This is a genomic window from Streptomyces sp. ATCC 21386 (assembly GCF_018728545.1).
GTDB lineage: Bacteria > Actinomycetota > Actinomycetes > Streptomycetales > Streptomycetaceae > Streptomyces.
In genome coordinates this window covers 834,053-853,779 of record NZ_JAAVVL010000001.1, presented here as the reverse complement: position 1 = coordinate 853,779, position 19,727 = coordinate 834,053, and the positions used below count along the sequence as shown (strand labels likewise).

General features: G+C 72.4%; 17 protein-coding genes. 12 read left to right on the top strand and 5 right to left on the bottom strand.

Going from position 1 to position 19,727, the window contains the following annotated elements:
- The first annotated feature begins 137 nt into the window (after positions 1 to 137).
- The 11 genes from GWK25_RS03730 to GWK25_RS03680 all read left to right on the top strand — a co-directional run bounded on the left by GWK25_RS03730 (position 138) and on the right by GWK25_RS03680 (position 12,151).
- Entirely contained in the window at positions 138 to 434 is a 297-nt protein-coding gene (locus GWK25_RS03730; RefSeq protein ID WP_184904751.1) for a hypothetical protein, read from the top strand.
- A 31-nt stretch (positions 435 to 465) separates the two neighbouring features.
- Positions 466 to 1,266, top strand: a complete 801-nt coding sequence (locus GWK25_RS03725) for a hypothetical protein (RefSeq protein ID WP_215448480.1) — start codon at positions 466 to 468, stop codon at positions 1,264 to 1,266.
- A 1-nt stretch (position 1,267) separates the two neighbouring features.
- Positions 1,268 to 2,461 (top strand): hypothetical protein, encoded by a 1,194-nt coding sequence (locus tag GWK25_RS03720; RefSeq protein ID WP_215448479.1) that lies wholly within the window; start codon positions 1,268 to 1,270, stop codon positions 2,459 to 2,461.
- 155 nt (positions 2,462 to 2,616) lie between these two features.
- Positions 2,617 to 4,110: an SCO6880 family protein gene (locus tag GWK25_RS03715; RefSeq protein WP_215448478.1), complete on the top strand. Its 1,494-nt coding sequence runs from the start codon at positions 2,617 to 2,619 to the stop codon at positions 4,108 to 4,110.
- Positions 4,107 to 5,606: an ATP/GTP-binding protein gene (locus GWK25_RS03710; protein ID WP_308010853.1), complete on the top strand. Its 1,500-nt coding sequence runs from the start codon at positions 4,107 to 4,109 to the stop codon at positions 5,604 to 5,606. The genes GWK25_RS03715 and GWK25_RS03710 overlap by 4 nt, the downstream gene beginning before the upstream one ends.
- A gap of 212 nt (positions 5,607 to 5,818) precedes the next feature.
- Positions 5,819 to 7,570: a type IV secretory system conjugative DNA transfer family protein gene (locus tag GWK25_RS03705; protein ID WP_215448477.1), complete on the top strand. Its 1,752-nt coding sequence runs from the start codon at positions 5,819 to 5,821 to the stop codon at positions 7,568 to 7,570.
- On the top strand, positions 7,567 to 7,983 hold the full coding sequence (locus GWK25_RS03700) for a DUF4913 domain-containing protein (RefSeq protein WP_215448476.1): 417 nt from the start codon (positions 7,567 to 7,569) through the stop codon (positions 7,981 to 7,983). The genes GWK25_RS03705 and GWK25_RS03700 overlap by 4 nt, the downstream gene beginning before the upstream one ends.
- Before the next feature lie 140 nt (positions 7,984 to 8,123).
- Positions 8,124 to 8,582: a hypothetical protein gene (locus GWK25_RS03695; protein ID WP_215448475.1), complete on the top strand. Its 459-nt coding sequence runs from the start codon at positions 8,124 to 8,126 to the stop codon at positions 8,580 to 8,582.
- Between the two features lie 8 nt (positions 8,583 to 8,590).
- Positions 8,591 to 9,820 (top strand): tetrahydrofolate dehydrogenase/cyclohydrolase catalytic domain-containing protein, encoded by a 1,230-nt coding sequence (locus tag GWK25_RS03690; protein ID WP_251828699.1) that lies wholly within the window; start codon positions 8,591 to 8,593, stop codon positions 9,818 to 9,820.
- 323 nt (positions 9,821 to 10,143) lie between these two features.
- Complete coding sequence (locus GWK25_RS03685) at positions 10,144 to 11,475, top strand: amidase (RefSeq protein WP_215448474.1); 1,332 nt, start codon at positions 10,144 to 10,146, stop codon at positions 11,473 to 11,475.
- Between the two features lie 79 nt (positions 11,476 to 11,554).
- The gene (locus GWK25_RS03680; RefSeq protein ID WP_215448473.1) at positions 11,555 to 12,151 is read left to right on the top strand and encodes a flavodoxin family protein; all 597 of its coding nucleotides are present in this window, start codon (positions 11,555 to 11,557) and stop codon (positions 12,149 to 12,151) included.
- A gap of 9 nt (positions 12,152 to 12,160) precedes the next feature.
- Here GWK25_RS03680 and GWK25_RS03675 read toward each other — a convergent pair whose 3' ends face one another.
- The 4 genes from GWK25_RS03675 to GWK25_RS03660 form a co-directional block, all read right to left on the bottom strand.
- Positions 12,161 to 13,195, bottom strand: coding sequence for an ABC transporter permease (locus GWK25_RS03675; protein WP_251828698.1), 1,035 nt, complete (start codon positions 13,193 to 13,195; stop codon positions 12,161 to 12,163).
- Positions 13,182 to 14,129, bottom strand: a complete 948-nt coding sequence (locus GWK25_RS03670; RefSeq protein ID WP_215448472.1) for an ABC transporter ATP-binding protein — start codon at positions 14,127 to 14,129, stop codon at positions 13,182 to 13,184. Before GWK25_RS03670 ends, GWK25_RS03675 begins: the two co-directional genes overlap by 14 nt.
- A 154-nt stretch (positions 14,130 to 14,283) precedes the next feature.
- On the bottom strand, positions 14,284 to 15,645 hold the full coding sequence (locus tag GWK25_RS03665) for a DUF2092 domain-containing protein (RefSeq protein ID WP_215448471.1): 1,362 nt from the start codon (positions 15,643 to 15,645) through the stop codon (positions 14,284 to 14,286).
- Between the two features lie 318 nt (positions 15,646 to 15,963).
- Positions 15,964 to 16,974, bottom strand: a complete 1,011-nt coding sequence (locus GWK25_RS03660; protein ID WP_184904774.1) for a polyprenyl synthetase family protein — start codon at positions 16,972 to 16,974, stop codon at positions 15,964 to 15,966.
- 802 nt (positions 16,975 to 17,776) lie between these two features.
- On the opposite strand from GWK25_RS03660, the gene GWK25_RS03655 reads away from it, so the two are divergent.
- Entirely contained in the window at positions 17,777 to 18,529 is a 753-nt protein-coding gene (locus GWK25_RS03655; RefSeq protein WP_215448470.1) for a LysM peptidoglycan-binding domain-containing protein, read from the top strand.
- Between the two features lie 59 nt (positions 18,530 to 18,588).
- Here GWK25_RS03655 and GWK25_RS03650 read toward each other — a convergent pair whose 3' ends face one another.
- Complete coding sequence (locus tag GWK25_RS03650) at positions 18,589 to 19,395, bottom strand: HAD family hydrolase (RefSeq protein ID WP_215448469.1); 807 nt, start codon at positions 19,393 to 19,395, stop codon at positions 18,589 to 18,591.
- Positions 19,396 to 19,727 lie beyond the last annotated feature (332 nt).

Sequence of the window (19,727 nt, the reverse complement as noted above, 5' to 3'; positions counted from 1 at the left end):
CGCCAAGCTCACAGAGCGACCGGGAACCCGGGCACATCACGCCGGTCCCGAAAGCAACCAATGTCCCATCCGCTCACATCGGTCGACGCCGGCCCGCCGCCCACGGCGGGACGGCCGAGGCCACGGGGAGAAACCACATGCTGCACGCGATAGCCGCCAAGGCTCATCAGTCCGTATTCCTGGCCGACGGCACGGTCCCCAACCCCAACCGCGACGCCCCCGCCGAACTCACCGGCAAGGTCGACACCGTGCTCGGCATCGTCGCCTGGGCCGGCACCGCCGCCGGTGTCGCGGGTGTGCTGATCTGCGGCGCCATGATGGCGATCTCCATGCGCCGCGGCGAGGGCTCGGAGCACATGGGCCGACTCGGCATGGTCCTCGGCGGCTGTGTCCTGGTCGCCACCGCCGGCCCGCTCGTGAACTTCGTCTTCTAGTCGTCCGAGCACGTCGAAAGGGGGAGCGACGATGCCGAACTCCGGCCGAGTCCACCGGGGCAGCGGAGAGTGGGAACAGCCGTTCTGGCAGCAGCGGGGCTGGATCCTGTCGGCCGGGTTCCTGGCGGTCCTGCTCGTCCTCGCCGTGCTCTTCGCGGTGACGGGCAACAGCGGCGGGGGGTCGTCCGGCGCGGCCGGCGATCCGGACCCGGCACCGACCTCGACCTCGGACACGGGCTCGGACAAGGGCTCCGACTCCGGTGGCGGTGACGGCGGTTCGGACAAGCGGCCCGCCGGCTGCCGCACCGACGACCGCGACCAGGACAAGCCCACCGAGGCGCCGCGCGACTTCCACTGGAAGGCCAACGGCACCGGCCTGGTCCCCGTCTCCAAGGCGGCGGGCCCTCGCACGTACGACGGTCCGGTCTGGTCCTGCTTCGCCCACACCCCGCTGGGCGCCGTCATGGCGGTCCACTCCATCACCGACCACCTCAGTTACGACGGCTGGCGCGAGGTCGTCGAGAGGCAGGTCGTGCCGGGCGCCGGCCGCGACGCGCTGATCGCGAGCCGCTCCCAGGAGGCGAACAAGTCCACCACGGGCTCGCCGGACGCCGGTGGCTACGCCGGCTTCACGGTCCTGTCGTACGACGAGACGCAGGCGACCGTGATGGTCCTGGTGCGCGGCATGGGCGACGGCGGCTTCGGCTCCGCCTCGGTCACCGTGCGCTGGCGGGACGGCGACTGGAAGCTCGCCCCGGACCGGGACGGCACGGTCTACAGCGGGGTGTCGCAGGTCAGCGGCACCGACGGCTTCGTCACCTGGGAGGCGTGAGATGGCCTGCTCCTGGAAGCTCTACGACTGTGTGATCGAAGAGGGCGGCAAGCAGTTCACCGAGGGTGCCGTGGTCGTCTTCGCCAAGGCGATCGGCGACGGCGCGGCGGAGGTGCTCAAGGCGCTCAACGGCGTCTGGCTGAACATCGACGTGGAGAACCCGACGGGGAACGGCGGCGGCCACGGCCAGGCGACCGCCGCCAGTCCCATCGGTCAGATCACCGCGGAGGTCAACTGGATCGTCGCCTACGTCGCGGTGGCCTCGTTGCTGCTGGCCGCGATCCGGATGGCCGTGGACCGCAAGGGCCAGTCGATGCGGCAGGCGTTCATGGGGATGTGGAAGGTCATCCTCGTCGGCGCGGCCTCCGTTCCCGTGGTCACGGCCCTGATGAGGGCGTCGGACGCATACGCGAAGGACGTCTACGCGAGAGCGAGCCTCGGTGAGAAGGCCACCGAGATGCTGGGCGTGCTGACGCTCAACCAACCGGGTCTGGTGCTGATCTTCGGTCTGCTGGTGATGCTGTCGAGCTTCGTGCAGATCGTGCTGATGTACATCCGCATCGGTGTCCTGATCATGCTGGTCGGCACGTTGCCGCTGGCCGCCGCCTCCTCGATGACCGGGTGGGGCGAGGGCTGGTGGAAGAAGCACATCGGCTGGCTCGCGGCCTGGCTGCTGTACAAGCCGGCGGCGGCCCTGATCATCTACTCGGCCACCTCGATGACCAAGGACACCAAGGACCTGAACCAGGTCATCGCGGGCATGGGCATGCTGATCCTGGCGGTGTTCGCGCTGCCCGCCCTGCTCAAGCTGATCGTCCCGGCGACGGCCGCCCTCGGCGGCACCTCGGGCGGCACGGTCGCCATGGGAGTCGCCAACAACATGGCCTCCGGCGCGGTCAGCATCGCCGGCAGTGCCGCCGGCGCCGCCGGACAGTCGGGCGGCGGCGGGGGCGGCGGTTCCGCCGGCCCCCAGGGCTCTCCGTCCTCGGGGGCGGGCTCGTCGGCGGGCGGCGCCGCGGGCGGTGCCGGTGGCGCCGGCGCCGCGGCCGGTACCGCCGCGGCGGGAGCGGCCACGGCGGGCGCGGCCGTCGCGGTCCAGGCCGCCGCCGTGGTCGTCCAGACCGGCATGCAGGCGGCCTCCGAGGTCGCGGGCTCGCTGGACGACAACGACGGGATGAAGGGCCACAACCAGTAGCGGTACCCCCGCGCCCCGTCAGGGGCGCGGGAACTGCGCGAGCAACCACGACGGCCCCGCGGTCACCGAACCGCAGGACACCCCGAGCTCGTAGGCACGCAGCACCCCGCGACCGCACTCGGAAACCAGCGACCTCAGCCGGAAGAAGGAACCCCATGTCCACCGACGCCCTCACGCGTCCCACCTACGGAAACTGGCGCCGCCCCCGCCGCCCGGGCCTCGGCCCCCTGGGCCTCCTCGGCACCGTCGTGGCCTTCGGCGGACTCCTGGTCGCTCTGCTCGCCTCGCTGGTCTCGCTGCTGGCCGCGGTCCTCGTCCTCATCCCCCTCGGCCTCTTCCTCGCGCCGCTCGCGCTGCGCACGGTGGACGGCCGCAACATCTACCAGGTGGTCGCGGTGCGTATCGGTTGGCTCAGGCGCAAGGCGAACGGCTCCACCACGTACGTCTCCGGCCCGCTCTCCAAGCGTCCCGGCGGCCGCTACCAGCCGCCGGGCCTGCTGGCCCGCACCAAGATGTACGAGGGCCGGGACGCCTACAACCGTGCCTTCGGGGTGATCCACCACCCCGGACGCAACCTCTGCACGGTGGTCCTGGCCTGCGAGCCGGACGGCGGTTCGCTGGTCGACCCCGAGCAGGTCGACATCTGGGTGGCGTCCTGGGGCGACTGGCTCTCCCGGCTCTCGCACGAGCCGGGTCTGCGCGGCGCCCAGGTCGTCGTGGAGACCGCTCCGGACACGGGGACGCGGCTGGCGGCCGAGGTGCTGCCGCGCATCTCGCCGGACGCCCCGGCGGCGGCCCGCGCGGTGATGGAGGAGGTCGTCGCGCGCTACCCGTCCGCCTCCTCCGAGATGCACACGTACATCGCGCTCACCTACGGCCCGACCGGCGGCCCCAAGCGGGACGTCGAGGACGTCATCACCGACCTGTCCATGCGCCTGCCGGGCCTGCTGTCGGGACTGGTCGCGGCCGGCGGCGGCTCCGCGTACCCGCTCTCCGCCGAGCGGCTCGCGGAGATCGTACGGGTGGCGTACGACCCCGCCGTGGCCCCCGACGTGCTGAGCACGCGGGCCGAGCAGTCCACCACCGGCCTCGACTGGGCGGACGCGGGCCCGGCGGCGGCCGTGGAGACGGTGCAGTCGTACAAGCACGACTCGGGGGTCTCGCGGACCTGGATGCTGACGCTGGCGCCGCGCGGCACGGTCCGGTCCAGCGTGCTGCGGGGCCTGCTGGAGCCGGCGTCGGGCACCCGCCGCAAGCGGGTCTCGCTGGTCTACCGCCCGATCGACCCGGCGACCTCCGCCCGTATCGTCGAGGCCGACCGGCGTGCCGCGCACTTCATGGCCGGCTCCAAGCGGGGGCTGGTCCAGGCGCGGGCCAGTTCCGAGATGCAGGCGGCCGAGCAGACGGCGGCCGAGGAGGCCGCGGGCGCCGGGCTCGTGGAGTTCTCGCTGATGGTGACGGTCACCGTCGACGACGAGGAGCAGCTGCCGGACGCGGCGATCACCGTACGCAACCTCCAGGCGTCCTCCCGCATCCTGATGCGCCCCGCCGACCGTATGCAGGCCTCCGCGTTCACCTGCACGCTCCCCGTCGGCCTGCTGCCGTGGGAGCACACCCTCGTTCCGTACCAGATCCGGGAGGCGCTGTGAGCAAGCGCGCTGCTGAAGGTTCCGCACGCCCCACCCGTCCCGTACGGCCGCAAGTGGCGCCGCCGCGCGGGTGGTTCGGGCCCGGGGGCGGTCAGGTCGGGCATGTCGACCCGCCGGCGCTGTGGCGGGCCACGACGGTCCAGGCGTGCGGGCTGTGGCCCTTCGCGGCGGGTTCCGGCGCCCCGATGACGGGTGTGCCGCTCGGCCAGCACCTGCACACGGGTGCCACGGTCTGCGGCGACCCCATCTCCTGGTTCACCCGCGCCCGTTACATCTCCAACCCGTCCCTGTTCATGCTGGGCATGCCGGGCCTCGGCAAGTCCACTCTGGTCAACCGCATGCTGATCGGCATGGCGGCCACGGGCATCACCCCGCTGGTCCTCGGCGACCTCAAGCCGGACTACGCCGACACCGTCCGGGCGCTCGGCGGCCAGGTGATCTCCATCGGGCGCGGGGTGGGCGGCATCAACGTCCTCGACCCGGGCGCGATGGGCGAGGCGGCGCTGCGGATCGGCGGCGAACGGGGCCGGATCCTGGCGGCGGAGGCGCACGGCCGTGTGCTGAACATGGTCGCGGCGCTCATCACGATCGTCCGGGGCCGCCCGATGGACGATCACGAGCAGTCGGTCCTCTCGGCGTGCCTGCACCATCTGACGGAACGTACGAAGCCGGGGCGGGCGCCGCTCCTGCCGGACCTGCTGAAGGTGCTGGACGAGGGACCGGACCGGGTGCGCGCGGTCACCCTCGACCGGGGCGACGTGGCGCGCTACCAGGAGGCGGTGGATCCGCTGCACCGCTCGCTGCTGGGTGTGCTGGACGGGCCGCTCGGCGACACCTTCGCCGCCGAGACCTCCACCCGGATCGACCCGGCCTCGCCCGCCGTCTGCGTCGACATCTCCCGGATCGGCGAGGCGGACACGCAGCTCACGGCGGCGGCGATGCTGGCGGCGTGGTCGGACGGTCTCGGCACGGTCGCGGCGGCCCACGCGCTCGCCGACGCGGGTCTGGCACCGCAGCGCTGGTTCTTCACGGTGCTGGACGAGCTGTGGCGCCCGCTGCGGGCCGCCTCCGGCATCGTCGAACGCATCGACGCGCTCACCCGCCTCAACCGGTCCCTCGGACTCGGCGACGCGAAGATCACCCACACGTTGAAGGACGCGGAGGCGCTGGGCAGCGAGGCGGACCGGGCGAAGGCGCGCGGGTTCGTGGAGCGGGCCGGGATGGTGGTGTGCGCGGGGCTTCCCCGTACGGAGATGAGGGAGCTCGGGGAGATCGTCGGTCTGTCGGAGCGGGAGATCGACCTCGTGTCGTCGTGGTCGTCACCACCGGGGTGGGCCAGCACGGGGGGCAACGAGGAGCCGCCGGGCCGTGGCCGCTTCCTGATCAAGGTGGGTGGTCGGCCCGGGATCCCGATCAAGGTGTCGATCACGGACACGGAGCGGGAACTCCACAACACGAACACGCGGTGGACTCCGTCGCTGGTGAAGGGCGCCTAGTGGGGTGGGGGGTGCCGGTTCGTGGGCGGGTGCGGGTGCGTGGGGCTTCTCGCGCAGTTCCCCGCGCCCCTGAAAAGCAGGGGCTGCGCCCCGTGCTTTTCGCCCCTGAGTGGCCGTAGGCCCTCAAGGGGCGCGGGGAACTGCGCGACCAACCCCCACCGGAGCCGCACCTGGGGGCGGGGAAAGTCCGATCAGCTGACGGGGGAACAGAGATGGCCACACGCAAGCACCAGCACACCACCACCGACGACCTACTGCCCTGGATCATCCCCGGCGCCGCCCTGCTCATCGGCACCCTCTTCCTCGCCGCCTGGCTCGGCGGCACCCTCGCCGCCGCCCTCACCGGCGCCGGCTGGCACCCACCCCCCTTCACCCTGACCACCCTCAAGGTCCTCGTCACGGACGGTCCCACGACCCTGTGGCCCACGACCTCGACCGGCGCCCTCACCGTCGGCATGGGCACGGTCTTCGGCGCCATCCTCACCCTGCTCATCACGCCTGTCGTCCTCATCACCCGCCGAGGCGGAAAGCCCACCGGCCTCGCGGGCCGCCGCGAACTCGCCGCCCTCCTCCCGAAGGGGGCCGCCGCCCGCGCCCGCCAACTCCGCCCGTCCCTGCCGAAGTCCGGCAGACTCCCCGCCGACGACACGGGCAACCTCCTCGGCAACCTGGAACCCGGCGGCCCCGAGCTCCGCAGCAGCTACGAGGACGTGGAGCTGGACCTGATGGCACCGAGGGCCGGCAAGTCCACCGGGATCGCCGTCCCCCGCGTCCTGCGGGCCCGCGGCAGCGTCCTGCTGACGTCCAACAAGGCGGACGTGTACAGCGTGACCCGCGCGGAACGCGAACGCGCGGGCACGGTCTGGACGTTCGACCCGCAGGGCATCGCCCACACCCCGCGCGGCCTGTGGTGGGACATGCTCGCCGACGCGGCCACGATCGAGGGCGCCCGCCGACTGGCCGGCCACTTCGTCGGCGCGGTCAACGACGATGCTTCCAAGCGGGACTTCTGGATCTCGGCGGCTCAGAACACGCTCACCGCGCTCTTCCACGCGGCCAACCGGGGCGGGCGCCAGGTCGGTGAGGTGCTGGCCTGGCTCGCTGACCCGGCCGACCGCACACCCGTCGACCTGCTGCGCGACGCCGGCATGGCGGCCCTCGCCGACCAGCTCCAGGGCACCGTCCAGGGCGCCGTGGAGACCCGCGACGGCATCTACGAGACGGCCCGCCAGTGCGTGGCCTGCCTGCTCGACCCGACGATCGCCGCCTGGGTGAGCCCGGACCCCGAGCTGCCGCAGTTCCTGCCCGAACGGCATGTGCTGTCCTGCGACACCCTCTTCCTGCTCTCCAAGGACGGCGGCGGCTCGGCCGCCGGCGTCATCGCCGCCTGCGCGGACTCCGTCCTGCGTGCCGGAGTCGTGGCGGCTGAGCGGATGGGCGGCCGTCTGGACCCGCCGATGACGGCGGTACTGGACGAGGCGGCCAACGTCTGCCGGATCTCCGACCTGCCCGACCTCTACTCCCACTTCGGCTCGCGCGGCATCAACGTCGTGACCTTGCTGCAGAGTTACCGCCAGGGCAGCCGGGTGTGGGGCGAGGCGGGGATGGACGCGCTGTGGAGCGCCGCCACCATCAAGCTGCTCGGAGCGGGCCTCGACGACGCGGACTTCGTCGAGAAGGTCTCGCGGCTGGTCGGCGAGCACGACGTGTCGACGGTCAGCTACTCCCGCGGCAAGGACGTGCGTTCCCGCTCGACGTCGTACCGCCTGGAACGCATCCTGCCCGCCGACCGTATCCGCGCCCTCCCCAAGGGCACCGCCCTCCTCCTCGCCACCGGCGTCAGACCCGCGCTGGTCCGCCTCCGCCCCTGGTACGCCGAGCCCGGCGCCGACCGTATCGCGCTGGCCGCGCAGGCCGAGGTCAAGGCGATCACGGAGCGAGCCACAGAGAGGATCGTCCGATGACCACCACCGTCGAACAGCCCGGCCCGCAGCAGCCGCTGCCCGCCGTGGGCCCGCCGTTCATCCTCTACCTCGACGGCGCCGAGTACGCCGAGGAGATGCAGGGCCTGGCCGTCTGGGTCGGGGACCTGCTGCTCCCGGTCTACGGCCGCGAGGTCAGCTCGCAGCAGCCCTGGTGCCCGCGCTGGTGGGAGCACCTGGAGGCAGTGGCCCGGCTGCACGCCCTGTGGCTGGCCTGGCAGGAACTCACCGACCCCACGGCGGGCCCGACGGGTCCGGCGGTGTGGCACCGCGACCACCTCGGGCCCATCATGGCCGAACTCCGCTCCCCCGGCGGCCCGTTCGCGGGCTGCAAGACGGGCGCCCACCGCGCGAAGCAACCGCCGAGCGTGGAGCCGTACGGGGCGGGGAACTGAGGCGGGGCCCTGGGCGGGCACGGGCCCGGCCACCGGGCGAGCCCCCTACCCTGAACCGACGCGCAGCCGATCACAAGGCGGCCACCAGCGGAAACGAACCGAGAGCGGTTCTCGTCCGCGGCCGACGGGGAGAGACAACCATGGACAACCCGACCCTGGAGTACTTCGAGGACGTCGTCGACTGGCGCCACCGCCGGGCGGGGCGCGCGCACACGCTGGTGCGGGCCGCGCGCTCCACCGTCACCGGCCGGGTGGTCGCGGTGGTGTCGGAGCTGGCGAGCAACCCCGACGACCGGGGTGTCACCGACGACTTCGGCAGCGTCGCGGACGCCGTACTGCCCGCTCTGCGGCGGGCGTTCGGCGCGGAGCCGGTCGAGGTCTTCTGGATCGCCCACTTCGGGGCGTTCTCCTACCACGACCCGACCGGGCCCGAGTCCTTCACCCAGATCGTCCTCACGGCGGGCCCGGAGGGACACGTCGACGACCTGTCCGGCGACCGGACGTTCACCGCGCGGGACGTGGAGGAACTCCTGGGCCACGGGCTCGAACCCGTCCCCCAGGTACTCGCCCGTATCGACCACGAAGCGACCCGGGGGTGAGCTGACGGATGACCGAGCATGTGTCGGGGCGTGACGTACTGAAACAGGCGAAGGACCTGTACGCCCGCTACCGGGACGACGTGGCCCCGACGGGACAGCGGGTGACGATCGTCCGCTTCCAGCCCGCGGAGAACGATCCGCCGGAGTGGAAGGCGAAGCTGGAGGCGTCGAAGGTCTCCGCCGAGCAGAAGGTGAAGAGCTTCGAGCATCTGGGCTTCGAGGCGAACCACGTGGTGATGCCGCCGGGCACCACGCGTGCGCAGTTCGCGGCGGTGCTGGAGCAGGCGAACCAGGATCCGGCGACCCGGGCGATCATCGTGCAGTTCCCGCCGCCGGCCCACCTCCAGCCGCTCGTCCAGCGCATGGATCCCGCGAAGGACATCGACGCGCTCACCAAGGGCCGTTCCCCGTACGCCGCGTGCGCCACGGCCGAGGGCATCTGCCGGGTCGTGGAACCCTTCGCCAAGGACGACCCGGTGATCGCGGTCGTCGGCAGCAAGGGGTTCGTCGGGCAGGGCGTCGTCACCACCCTGCGCGAGCGGGGCCACCGGCTGATGGAGCTCGACGCCGGGGACGACCTGCGGCGGGTGCGTGACGCCGACATCGTCGTCTCCGTCACCGGCAACCCCGGCATCCTCGGCCCCGACCACCTCCGTCCCCACCACCGGCTCGTCGTCGACTCCGGGTTCGTCCCGCAGGCGGACGGCACCGTGAAGGGCGACGTCCAGCGGGCGGCATACGACATCCCGCAGCACCTCACGCCCGTCCCCGGCGGCATCGGCCCGGTCGAGATGGCCACCCTCATGGAACGCGTCGTGCGCCGCGAGGTGGACCCGAACGCCCCGTCCTGGAAGGTCGAACCCCGCCCCTACCTGACGAAGGACCAGCTGACGGCCCAGCAGGCGCCGGAGGTGGCGGTGGCGTCGACCGTGGCCGGACCGAAGGCGGGCCCCGGGCAGGGGTCGGCGAGCCTCCGGACGGCGGCCGGGCAGCGGTCGCCGACCGGTCAGGGGATCACGGGGCAGCAGGGCCCCGCGACGGGGCCGCACGGTCCTGCCTCCGGCAACCCGGTCGCGGACGCGGCCAAGCGCCGTACGGGTGGGGCGAGCGGTGGAGCCGCTGGGCTCGGCCCCGGCCCGGCGACACCCCCGACCGGCCCGACCCGCCCCCACATCTCCACCCCGCCGAAGCCACCGACGCCACCCACACCGGGGGGAATGGGCGGCCCGGGCCGCTGAGGAAGCGTGGCGCATTCAGCCGACCGTAGGGGCGGGGTCGGCGCGGAAGGAGACGAAAGCGAGAGGCGCGAGTCGCGAGCCGTGACCCGCGAGACCCGAGACGCCGGCCGCGAGCCGCCGGGCCGGAGTCGCGAACCGCGGGATGCCCGGGGAGTGCAAGCGGCCCCAAGATCCCGAGCCACTTGCAGGCCCACCAGCCCAATAGCCCGAACAGTCCGAGCAGTCCGAGCAGTCCGAGCAGTCCGAGCAGTCCGAGCAGCCAATCCCGCCTGGGCAGCCCGAGAAGCCAACCGCCCGAGCAGACCGAACACCCCCGGAAGGCCATGCATCCGCGAACCTCGCCGCACCCTCGCTCACCCCAGCCATCCGGCGGCCTCGTCGGCGAAGGGCTGTCGGACCTCTCGGCCGTGCGGATCGCCGAGGGTGTACGCACGGGTGAGTGGCGGGCCGTCGATGTCGTCGCAGCCGCGCTCGCCCGGATCGAGCGGGTCGAGCCCACACTGCACGCGTTCATCGAGGTGTGGGCGGAGGAGTCCCTGCGGCGGGCCGGGGAGGTGGACGTGCGGGTCGCCGCAGGCGAGCGACTGCCGTTGGCCGGGGTGCCGATCGGTGTGAAGGGGCGGTCCGGGCCGCGTACGGCGGCGGCCCGCGCGCTGGTCGCCGCCGGGTGCGTACCCGTGGGTGCGACCTCCGTGCCCGGCCCGGGTACGCCCTGGCAGACCTGGGGTCTCGGGGCAGGCGGCCGTACGGTCAACCCCTGGCGGGCCGACCGTACGCCGGGCGGCTCCTCCGCCGGGTCCGCGGCGGCGGTCGCCGCGGGCCTCGTACCGCTGGCGACCGGCACGGACGGCGCCGGGTCGGTACGCATCCCGGCCGCCTGGTGCGGCATCGTCGGTCTGAAGTCCACGAACGGGCTCCTCCCTTCCCCCGACCGCACCGGCCTCGCCTCGGCCGGTGTCCTCACCCGTCACGCGTCCGACGCGGCGGCGTACTGGCGCTGCGTGACGGAAGCCGCCGGAGTCGTGCGGGAGTCGGCATCCGCCGTCGCCCCCGCCCCGACTCCTCCCGTCGCCGTCTGGTCGGACGACCTGGGGTTCGCCGACGTCGAACCCGGGCTGGTCGCGATCGCCCGTGCCGCCGCCCACCACCTCGCGGGCGCGGGGCTCGTGCGACAGGCCCCTCCTCCCCCGGGGCCGACCGGCGCGCTCGTCCTGGAGGACCCGGGGCCCGCCTGGCTCACCCTCCGCGCCGGGGCCCGGTCCGGGGCCGACGCCCGTGTCGACGCGGCGGACCTTCGTGCGGCCCAAGAGATCCGCGCCGAGAACGACCGGCGGCTCGCCGCGCTCTTCGCCGGGGCCGACCTGATCCTCACCCCCACCACACCCAACCCCCCGCACGGTCACGACGGTCCCGGTGACCGTTACTCCACGGCCCTCACCTGGGCGTTCAACCTCAGCGGTCACCCGGCACTGAGCATCCCGGCCGGCTACGACGCCGACGGCTGCCCGGTCGGCCTCCAACTCGTCGCCCGGCCCGGCGAGGAGGCCCTGCTCCTCCGCGTGGCGGAAGCAGCCGAGGCCACCGAGACCACCGAGACCGCCAAGAGCAACGAGGCCACCAAAACCAGCGAGGCCGTCGACCCCGTCCGGGAGTGACCCCCTCTTGGCATCACATGCGTGCGCATATATTGTCTGTGCACATAATCGTCGTACGCCGCACACCCGAGGGGGCCCCATGACCCGCCGTTTCCTGTTCGTGCTCGGCAGCAGCCGGTCCGACGGCAACACCGAGATGCTGGCCCGCGCGGCGGCGGAACAGCTGCCGGCCGAGGTCGAGCAGGTGTGGATCGACCTGGCCCGGCATCCGCTGCCGGACTTCGAGGACCTTCGGCACGACAGTGACCACGTACGGCCCGAGGGTGACAACCGGGCGCTGCTGCTGGACGCCACGCTCGCGGCCACGGACATCGTGATCGCGTCGCCGCTGTACTGGTACTCCGTGTCCGCCCACGTCAAGCGCTACCTCGACCACTGGTCGGGCTGGCTGCGCACCCCGGGGGTCGACTTCAAGAAGACCATGGCAGGCCGCACCCTCTGGGGCGTCACCGCGCTCGCCCACGACGAGGAGGAGGTCACCGAGCCCCTCATCGGGACGCTCAACCACTCGGCGGCGTACCTGGGCATGCGCTTCGGCGGCGTGCTCCTCGGCAACGGCAGCAAGCCCGGCGACGTGCTCCGGGACACCGCCGCCCTGACCCGGGCGAAGACCTTCCTCACCGCGGAGCCGCCGTTCGCGCGCTTCCCGTACGACACGGAGGAGGCCGCCGCCTGAGCCGTCGCGTCAGGCGGTGATGTCCTTCGCCGTGAACCTCGCCCATGCCGCCGACCCGAACACCGCCGCGTACACGGCCTGGAGACCGAGGTTGCGCTGGAGGTCGTCCCAGTAGACCGGCTCGCGCATCAGGTCGGCGAAGGACAGCCAGTAGTGGGAGAAGAAGTACGGGTGGAGGGCGTCGAGCTGGGGGATCTGGTCGAGGATCTGGACGGTGATGAGCAGCCCGACCGTGGTGGCCATCGCGGCGATGCCGCTGTTGGTGAGCGTCGAGATGAACAGCCCGAGGGCCGCGACGCCGATCAGTGACGCCGCCACCGCCAGCGCGATCAGCAGGGCCCGCAGCAGGCCCTCGGCGAAACTGATCCGCGTACCGGAGATCGTGGTGAGGTCCCCGAGTGGGAACAGCAGCGCCCCGACGGCCAGTGCGGAGGCCGCGACCACCAGGGTCGCGACCAGGCAGAACGTCATGGTCGTCGCGTACTTGGTGAGCAGCAGCCGGGTCCGGCCGGCGGGTGAGACCAGGAGGTAGCGCAGGGTGCCCGCGTTCGCCTCGCCCGCGATCGCGTCCCCGGCGATCACGCCGACCGCCATCGGCAGGAAGAAGGGGAGCGTCGCGGCCAGCGCCGTGAACACCAGGAACAGACCGTTGTTGGTGATCTGCGCGATGAACGCGGGCCCGCCACCGCCACCGCCCTCCGGACCGCCGCCCATCGACGACCCGTCGCCCGTCTCGATCCGCACCGCGATCCCGACGAGGATCGGCACGGCCGCGAGGACACCCAGCAGCGCGATCGTCCGCCACCGCCGGAAGGTCGTCAGCAGCTCGCTGCGGAACAGCCCGAAGGTCCACAGGAGGCTGGGGGTGCGCACGGGGGCGATGGCCTGCGCGACGGCCGGTGCGGTCGCCTCCGGCGGCGTGTCCGGCGCGCCCGATGCACCCGATGTGCCCGGTGCATCCGATGCATCCTGCGCATCCGGTGTGTCCGGCGTCTCCGGCGTCTCCTGCGGGGCCTGCGGCCCGGACGTGTCAGCCCGCGACATCGAAACCCTCCCCCGTGAGTGCCACGAACGCGTCCTCCAGGGAGGCGCGTTCGAGGGCGAAGCCGCGGACGCGGACGCCCGCGGTGACCAGTGCGGCGGTCAGTTCGGCGAGGTCGCGGGCGGGCGGGGGCGGTTCCGCCGTCACCCGGCCACCCACCTCGGCCACGGCCACGTCCGCGATTCCCTGCTCCTTGAGCACCCGGGCCGCGTCCGCCGTGTCGGGCGTGGTGACGACGAGACGGCCACGTGCGCCGGCGGCCAGTTCGGTCACCGCGCCCTGGGTGATGAGCCGGCCCCGGGCCATGACAGCGGCGTGCGTGCACACCTGCTCGATCTCGTCGAGCAGGTGGGAGGAGAGGAAGACAGTGGTGCCGTCGGACGCCAACTCCCGCACCAGGGTGCGGATCTCACGCATCCCCTGCGGGTCCAGCCCGTTCGTCGGCTCGTCGAGGACGAGCAGGCGACGCGGCTGGAGCAGGGCCGCCGCAAGGCCCAGCCGCTGCTTCATGCCGAGCGAGTACGCCTTCGCCTTCTTGCCGGCGGCGGCCGCGAGCCCCACCCGGTCGAGGGCGGCCGCGACCCGCGTACGCCGGGTGCGCGGGTCGGCGGTCGGGTCGGCGGAGTCGTAGCGGAGCAGGTTGTCGCGGCCGGAGAGGAAGCCGTAGAGGGCGGGGCCCTCGATGAGCGCGCCGACGTGCGGGAGAACGGTCCGGGTGGAGCGCGGCATGGGCCGGCCGAGGACCTGGGCCGTGCCCGAGGTCGGCTCGATCAGGCCCATCAGCATGCGGATGGTGGTGGTCTTGCCCGAGCCGTTCGGGCCGAGGAAGCCGAAGACGCTGCCGCTGGGAACCGTCAGCTCCAGGTGGTCCACGGCCACCTGTCCGCCGCGGAAGGTCTTGGTCAGTCCCTGGGTGTGGATGGCTGCGTCGCTCATGGCTCCCCTCGGGTACGGCCGAGGGGCCGGGACGGCGTACCAGCCGTCCCGGCCCACGGCCGAACATCACTCCTGCACCGACCCGGCCCACCGAACCGGCGCCACCGCTCCACCGACCCGGCCCACCGAACCGGCATCACCGCGCCCTGCGGTTCTACTTGGCCGCGTTCGCCGCCTTCACCAGGGCGTCCTTGGTGACGGCGCCCGCGTACACCTTGCCGTCGTCGGTGAAGAGGACGTTGATCAGCCGGGTCTTGAAGACCGTACCCGAGCCGAACTCGCCCTTGACCTGGTCGCCGAGGGAGTTCAGGAAGCCGTCGACCCGGGCGTCGCCGGACGACTCGCCGCCGTCGGTGGGCATGCCGGCCTCGGACCCGCCGTCGATCACGGCGATCGTGCTCCAGCCCTTGCCGATCATCTTCAGCCCGTCGAGCCCGCTGGCGAACTCCTCCTCGGAGCCCTCGGGAGCCTTGAGCCCCTTGCCGTCCTCGTTCTTGAACTCCCCGTGCTTGCCGGGACCCTCGAACAGGGAGTCGCCGGACCCGGACTCGTGGCCGGCCGACTTCTCGGCCTCGTCCGCCTCGGTGACCTTCGCGCCCTTCGGCGGGGTGAAGTCGAACGTCGACGCACTCGGCTTGCCGAAGTCGACCTTCGTGAAGCCCGCGTCCACGACGGCCGCGCCGCCGCTCGCCGGGGTGAGCGTGAACTTCAGCGGCAGCCCCGTCTTCTCGTCGACGGCGATGGAGATCGCCCCGACCGTGGAGCCGGACTGCTTCGGCTTGATGACCAGCTTGTACGCGTCCCGCCCGGCGACCTGCGCGGTCCCGTCGACGGCCACGGACGTGGTGTCGTCAACGGCCTTCAGGGCCTCCTCGGCGAGCTGCTGGGGCGTGGCAGGCACGTCCTCGGCGGTGTCCGGGGCGTCCTTGCCGCCCTTGCCCGCGCGGTCCTCGCCCTCACCCTTCGGGCCGGCGTCGGTCGCGTGGTAGACCTCGTTCGAGGCGCTGTCGTACGCCCACAGGTCGTCGCCGTTGTGGATGACGCTGTACTCGGCCGCCTCGTCCAGCAGCGACAGTTTCTGCTTGTCGGGGCCGTCGGCGGCGATCCGCAACGTGTGGGTGCCGGTTGCGAGTTCGAGCAGCTTGGAGGACGGGTCGGCGGAGGAGTCGCCGTCGCCCCCGGGGGCACCCTGCGATCCCAGGCTGTCCGCCAGGCCGCCCAGGTCGGGCAGGCCCAGATCCGTGGTGATCTTCACCGTGCCCGAGACCTGCTGTACGTCGGACGCGGCGATCTTCTCGATGAGTTCCTGCGCGCTGATCTTCGGCAGATCGGGGTCACCGGAGCCGGCGAAGGCCGGGACGAGCCCGATGGTCGCGGCCGCCACGCCCAGCACGGTGACCGGGACGACGTACCGCGCGGCCTTGCGTCGCCGTGCCGAGCGCGCCTCCTCGGCCTCGGCCGCGAGCACGGCCGCGTCGCCGGACCGGGCGCTGTCGTCGGTTTCGTACGGTGCCATGTGTGCCTTACCTCCGTCGTCGGCGGCGGCGTCTGCTCTCAGCCGCCATTCTCACCCGAATCGGTGAGGAGTGGTGATACCCATCTGACCAAATCGGCCGGAGGGAATCGTCAGACTCGGGACTCAACTCCACGTACTGCTACGGGATGACATGGCGGACCGTCAGGGATGACATGACGAGGCGGCGCCTCCCCACGACCCGTAGGGGACGCCGCCGACGACCGACCCCGCAGCCGACGATCCGGCCCGAGGACGACCGGGCGCGGCGACGTCCGAGGCGACGAGGATCCGGCGCGGGGGGCTGTCCGGCGCCCGTGGTTATCCGGCGCGGTGCACCACGGCGTCGCACAGCTCCACCAGCGCCGCCTTCGCGTCGCAGTCCGGGAGGGGGGCCAGCACGGCGCGGGCCTCCTCCGCGTAGCGGATCGTGTCGCGGCGGGCCTGCTCCAGGGCGGGGTGGACGCGGAGGCGGGCCAGGGCCTCGGCGTGGCGGGCGTCGTCGGTGAGGTCGGAGTCGAGCAGCTCGCACAGGGCGATGTCGTCCGCCAGCCCCAGCCGGCCCGCCCGCTCGCGCAGCCGCAGCACCGGCATGGTCGGCACGCCCTCGCGGAGATCCGTGCCGGGGGTCTTGCCGGACTCGTGCGAGTCGGAGGCGATGTCGAGGACGTCGTCAGCGAGTTGGAAGGCGACGCCGAGCCGCTCCCCGTACTGGGTGAGGATGTCGACCACGGTCTCGTCGGCCCCGGCCATCAACGCGCCGAGCCGTCCGGCGACCGCGACCAGCGAACCGGTCTTGCCGCCGAGCACGTCGAGGTAGTGGTCGATCGGGTCGCGGCCGTCGCGCGGACCGGCGGTCTCCAGGATCTGCCCGGTGACCAGCCGCTCGAAGGCCTCGGCCTGGATGCGGACGGCGTCGGGGCCGAGGTCGGCGAGGACGTGGGAGGCGCGGGCGAAGAGGAAGTCGCCGGTGAGGACGGCGAGGGAGTTGTCCCAGCGGGCGTTGGCGCTCGGCACGCCCCGGCGCACCTCGGCCTCGTCCATCACGTCGTCGTGGTACAGCGTGGCGAGATGGGTCAGCTCGACCACGACCGCCGAGGGCACGACTCCCGGCGCGTACGGGTCGCCGAACTGCGCCGCGAGCATCACCAGCAGGGGGCGGAACCGTTTGCCGCCCGCGCGCAGCAGGTGCTGGGCGGCCTCCTGGATGAAGGGGACCTCGCTCTTGGTCGCCTCCAGCAGACCCTCCTCGACGGCCGCCATTCCGGCCTGGACATCGGCTTCGAGAGCCTGGTCCCGCGCGCTCAGCCCAAACGGCTCGACGACGGTCACGAGGGTTCTCCTGTCTGCTGACGTCTACTGACGATCACACGGTCACACGGTCGGTCTGGTTCGCTCTCACGGTCGATGACACAGTTTGTCGATCTGTCGCTGCCATCACCCGAGTCAGCGTATCCGGTCACCTTTCGATCACCACGAGCGCCCACGGGTCGACGCGCGTACGGCACCCGCGCGAGGCCCGCCCCGGGTACCCACGCCACCGCCGGAGACCCCCGCGGGCGTCCGGAGGCCCCCACGGACACTCGAAGACCCTCACGGACCTCCGAACTCCCTCGGATTCACCCGCGAACACACAGCCCGACTTGACCGATTTGCCGCATACCCAGCACTTCACCCCACTCCTCCCGTGAGTTGGGTCACCAGCCCCGCCCGGCGCACCCATCCGCCACCGCGCCGATTTTCCCTTTGCGGCAGGCAAGTTGACCCCGGAACACGCATCGGAAATTGCCACCGAATCACACCAAACTCAAGGTCAACTAGACCTATCGACCAAACCGGGACTTGTTCCGATCGTGTGCTCTCGCATACGTTCACACCCCGTCCGGACGGACCGCCGAATCCTGCCGCCGCCCGGACTCCCCACCCATCACCACTCATCCACGCACGGCAGGAGCGGGGGACCCAGGTAAGCGCCGGTCCGGCATTTCCCCCATCGGACCGGCTCGGGGTGCAGCCACGCGGAGTAGCCCGGTGGACGCGGCACGCACAGCGGCCGCCGGGACGACGCGCGCGGCCGGGCATCTCCAGCCCGAACCCGACAGCTCACCTCGCAGGCGACGGAGAGGAATCCGCCATGCCCGCACGAGGCAAACACCGCCGTCCCAGAAGCAACGCGTTCACCCGTGGCGTGCTCGCCGCCGGAACGGGCGGGGCCGCCCTGGCCCTCCCGCTCACGGTCGCCACGACCGCGAGCGCCGCCACCCCGGCCCAGGCCGTCGGCTCCGTCCAGTCGGCGCCGCAGTCCGCGCCGGCCGTGACCCAGCCCAAGTCCGCGACCTACACCGTGGTCTCCGGCGACACGCTCTCCTCCATCGCCCGGGAGCGCGGCGTCAAGGGCGGCTGGCAGCGGCTCTACAAGGACAACCGTGCCGCCGTCGGCGACAACCCGGCCCTGATCCGTCCGGGGCTGAAGCTCAAGGTGAACGGGACGAAGGCGGCCACGGCGAAGAAGGCGTCGACGGCCTCGAAGACCGCCAAGGCCACGCAGGCGTCGGTCAAGACCTACCCGGACAACCTCGACGGCTGGATCCGCGAGTCGCTGGACATCATGGCGCAGAAGGGAATTCCCGGGTCGTACAACGGGATCCACCGCAACATCATGCGCGAGTCCTCGGGCAACCCGCTGGCGATCAACAACTGGGACTCCAACGCGGCCGCGGGCACCCCGTCGAAGGGCCTGCTCCAGGTCATCGACCCGACGTTCGCCGCCTACCACGTGTCCGGCACCCCGTACGACCCGTACGACCCGGTCGCGAACATCACGGCGGCCTGCAACTACGCCGCCGACCGGTACGGCTCGATCGACAACGTGTTCGGTCCGTACTGAGCCCTCACCGGCTCCGCACTCGTTCCCCTGGGCCGGCGGGCCCAGGGGAACGCCCTGTCTCAGCGGAACAGCCTGTCCAGCACCACCGCGATCCCGTCGTCCTCGTTGGAGAGGGTCACCTCGTCGGCGACGGCCTTGAGCTCGGGGTGGGCGTTGGCCATGGCGACGCCGTGCGCGGCCCAGTCGAACATCGGGATGTCGTTGGGCATGTCCCCGAAGGCGATGGTCCCGTCCGGGGTCAGCCCGAGGTGGTCGGCGGCCAGCGCGAGCCCCGTCGCCTTGGTGATGCCGCATGGCTGGAGTTCGACGGTGCCGGGCCCCGACATCGTGACCGTCGCCAGCGAGCCGACCGCCATCCGCGCCGCCGAGGCCAACTCGTCGTCCGACAGGTAGGGGTGGCGCAACAGCACCTTGCTGATCGGCTCGCACCACAGGTCGTCCCGGCGCGGCACCCGCAGCGCCGGCAGCGTGGGGTGCGGCATGAGGTAGCCGGGCTCGATCAGGGTGAGGCCGTCGACACCGTCCTGGTCGACGGCCGCGTACACCTGTCCGACCTCCGCCTCGATCTTGCCGAGCGCGGTCTCGGCGAGTTCCCTGTCCAGGGTGACCGACCAGAGCAGCCGGTCCGCGCCGGGGTCGTACAACTGCGCGCCCTGTCCGCACACCGCGAGCCCCCTGCTGCCGAGGTCGTCGAAGAGGGGGCGCACTCTGGGCGCCGGCCGTCCCGTCACCACGAGGTGCTGGGCACCGGCCTCCGTGGCCCGCGCCAGCGCGGCGAGGGACCGGTCGGAGAGCGTGTCGTCACCACGGAGGAGCGTTCCGTCCAGGTCAGTGGCGATGAGTGAATATGCGGTGGGAGCGGCCATGATCAGAGAATACGGATGCGACGCCCCATCGGTTCGACCCGAACCGGACGACGTACGCCACCCCGACCGCCCGGAACGCCCTGACGCCCCCCGAGGTCAACCCCCTTTGCCCGAACGGGGGTTCAGGGGGAGCGGGTGCGGCACGCGCCTTCGAGACGACCGCACTCCTCGAAAGGGCCGCGCGCCTCGGGACGGCCGCGCGCCTCGGGACGGCCGCGGGCCTTGAGATGGCCGCAGGCCTCGAAAGGGGCGCGGGGCTGTACCGACATGCGGCTCCGCCGCGTGGGCGCGAGAACCCCCACCGGACCCGCACCCCGCGACGCACCGCCCCC

Excerpts from the sequence above, each read along its gene's own strand:
- GWK25_RS03720 (WP_215448479.1), top strand. The coding sequence starts at position 1,268 with ATGGCCTGCTCCTGGAAGCTCTACGACTGTGTGATCGAAGAGGGCGGC.
- GWK25_RS03685 (WP_215448474.1), top strand. The coding sequence starts at position 10,144 with ATGCATCCGCGAACCTCGCCGCACCCTCGCTCACCCCAGCCATCCGGC.
- GWK25_RS03725 (WP_215448480.1), top strand. The coding sequence starts at position 466 with ATGCCGAACTCCGGCCGAGTCCACCGGGGCAGCGGAGAGTGGGAACAG.
- GWK25_RS03700 (WP_215448476.1), top strand. The coding sequence starts at position 7,567 with ATGACCACCACCGTCGAACAGCCCGGCCCGCAGCAGCCGCTGCCCGCC.
- GWK25_RS03690 (WP_251828699.1), top strand. The coding sequence starts at position 8,591 with ATGACCGAGCATGTGTCGGGGCGTGACGTACTGAAACAGGCGAAGGAC.
- GWK25_RS03655 (WP_215448470.1), top strand. The coding sequence starts at position 17,777 with ATGCCCGCACGAGGCAAACACCGCCGTCCCAGAAGCAACGCGTTCACC.
- GWK25_RS03695 (WP_215448475.1), top strand. The coding sequence starts at position 8,124 with ATGGACAACCCGACCCTGGAGTACTTCGAGGACGTCGTCGACTGGCGC.
- GWK25_RS03715 (WP_215448478.1), top strand. The coding sequence starts at position 2,617 with ATGTCCACCGACGCCCTCACGCGTCCCACCTACGGAAACTGGCGCCGC.
- GWK25_RS03705 (WP_215448477.1), top strand. The coding sequence starts at position 5,819 with ATGGCCACACGCAAGCACCAGCACACCACCACCGACGACCTACTGCCC.
- GWK25_RS03670 (WP_215448472.1), bottom strand. The coding sequence starts at position 14,129 with ATGAGCGACGCAGCCATCCACACCCAGGGACTGACCAAGACCTTCCGC.
- GWK25_RS03730 (WP_184904751.1), top strand. The coding sequence starts at position 138 with ATGCTGCACGCGATAGCCGCCAAGGCTCATCAGTCCGTATTCCTGGCC.
- GWK25_RS03675 (WP_251828698.1), bottom strand. The coding sequence starts at position 13,195 with ATGTCGCGGGCTGACACGTCCGGGCCGCAGGCCCCGCAGGAGACGCCG.
- GWK25_RS03650 (WP_215448469.1), bottom strand. The coding sequence starts at position 19,395 with ATGGCCGCTCCCACCGCATATTCACTCATCGCCACTGACCTGGACGGA.
- GWK25_RS03680 (WP_215448473.1), top strand. The coding sequence starts at position 11,555 with ATGACCCGCCGTTTCCTGTTCGTGCTCGGCAGCAGCCGGTCCGACGGC.
- GWK25_RS03665 (WP_215448471.1), bottom strand. The coding sequence starts at position 15,645 with ATGGCACCGTACGAAACCGACGACAGCGCCCGGTCCGGCGACGCGGCC.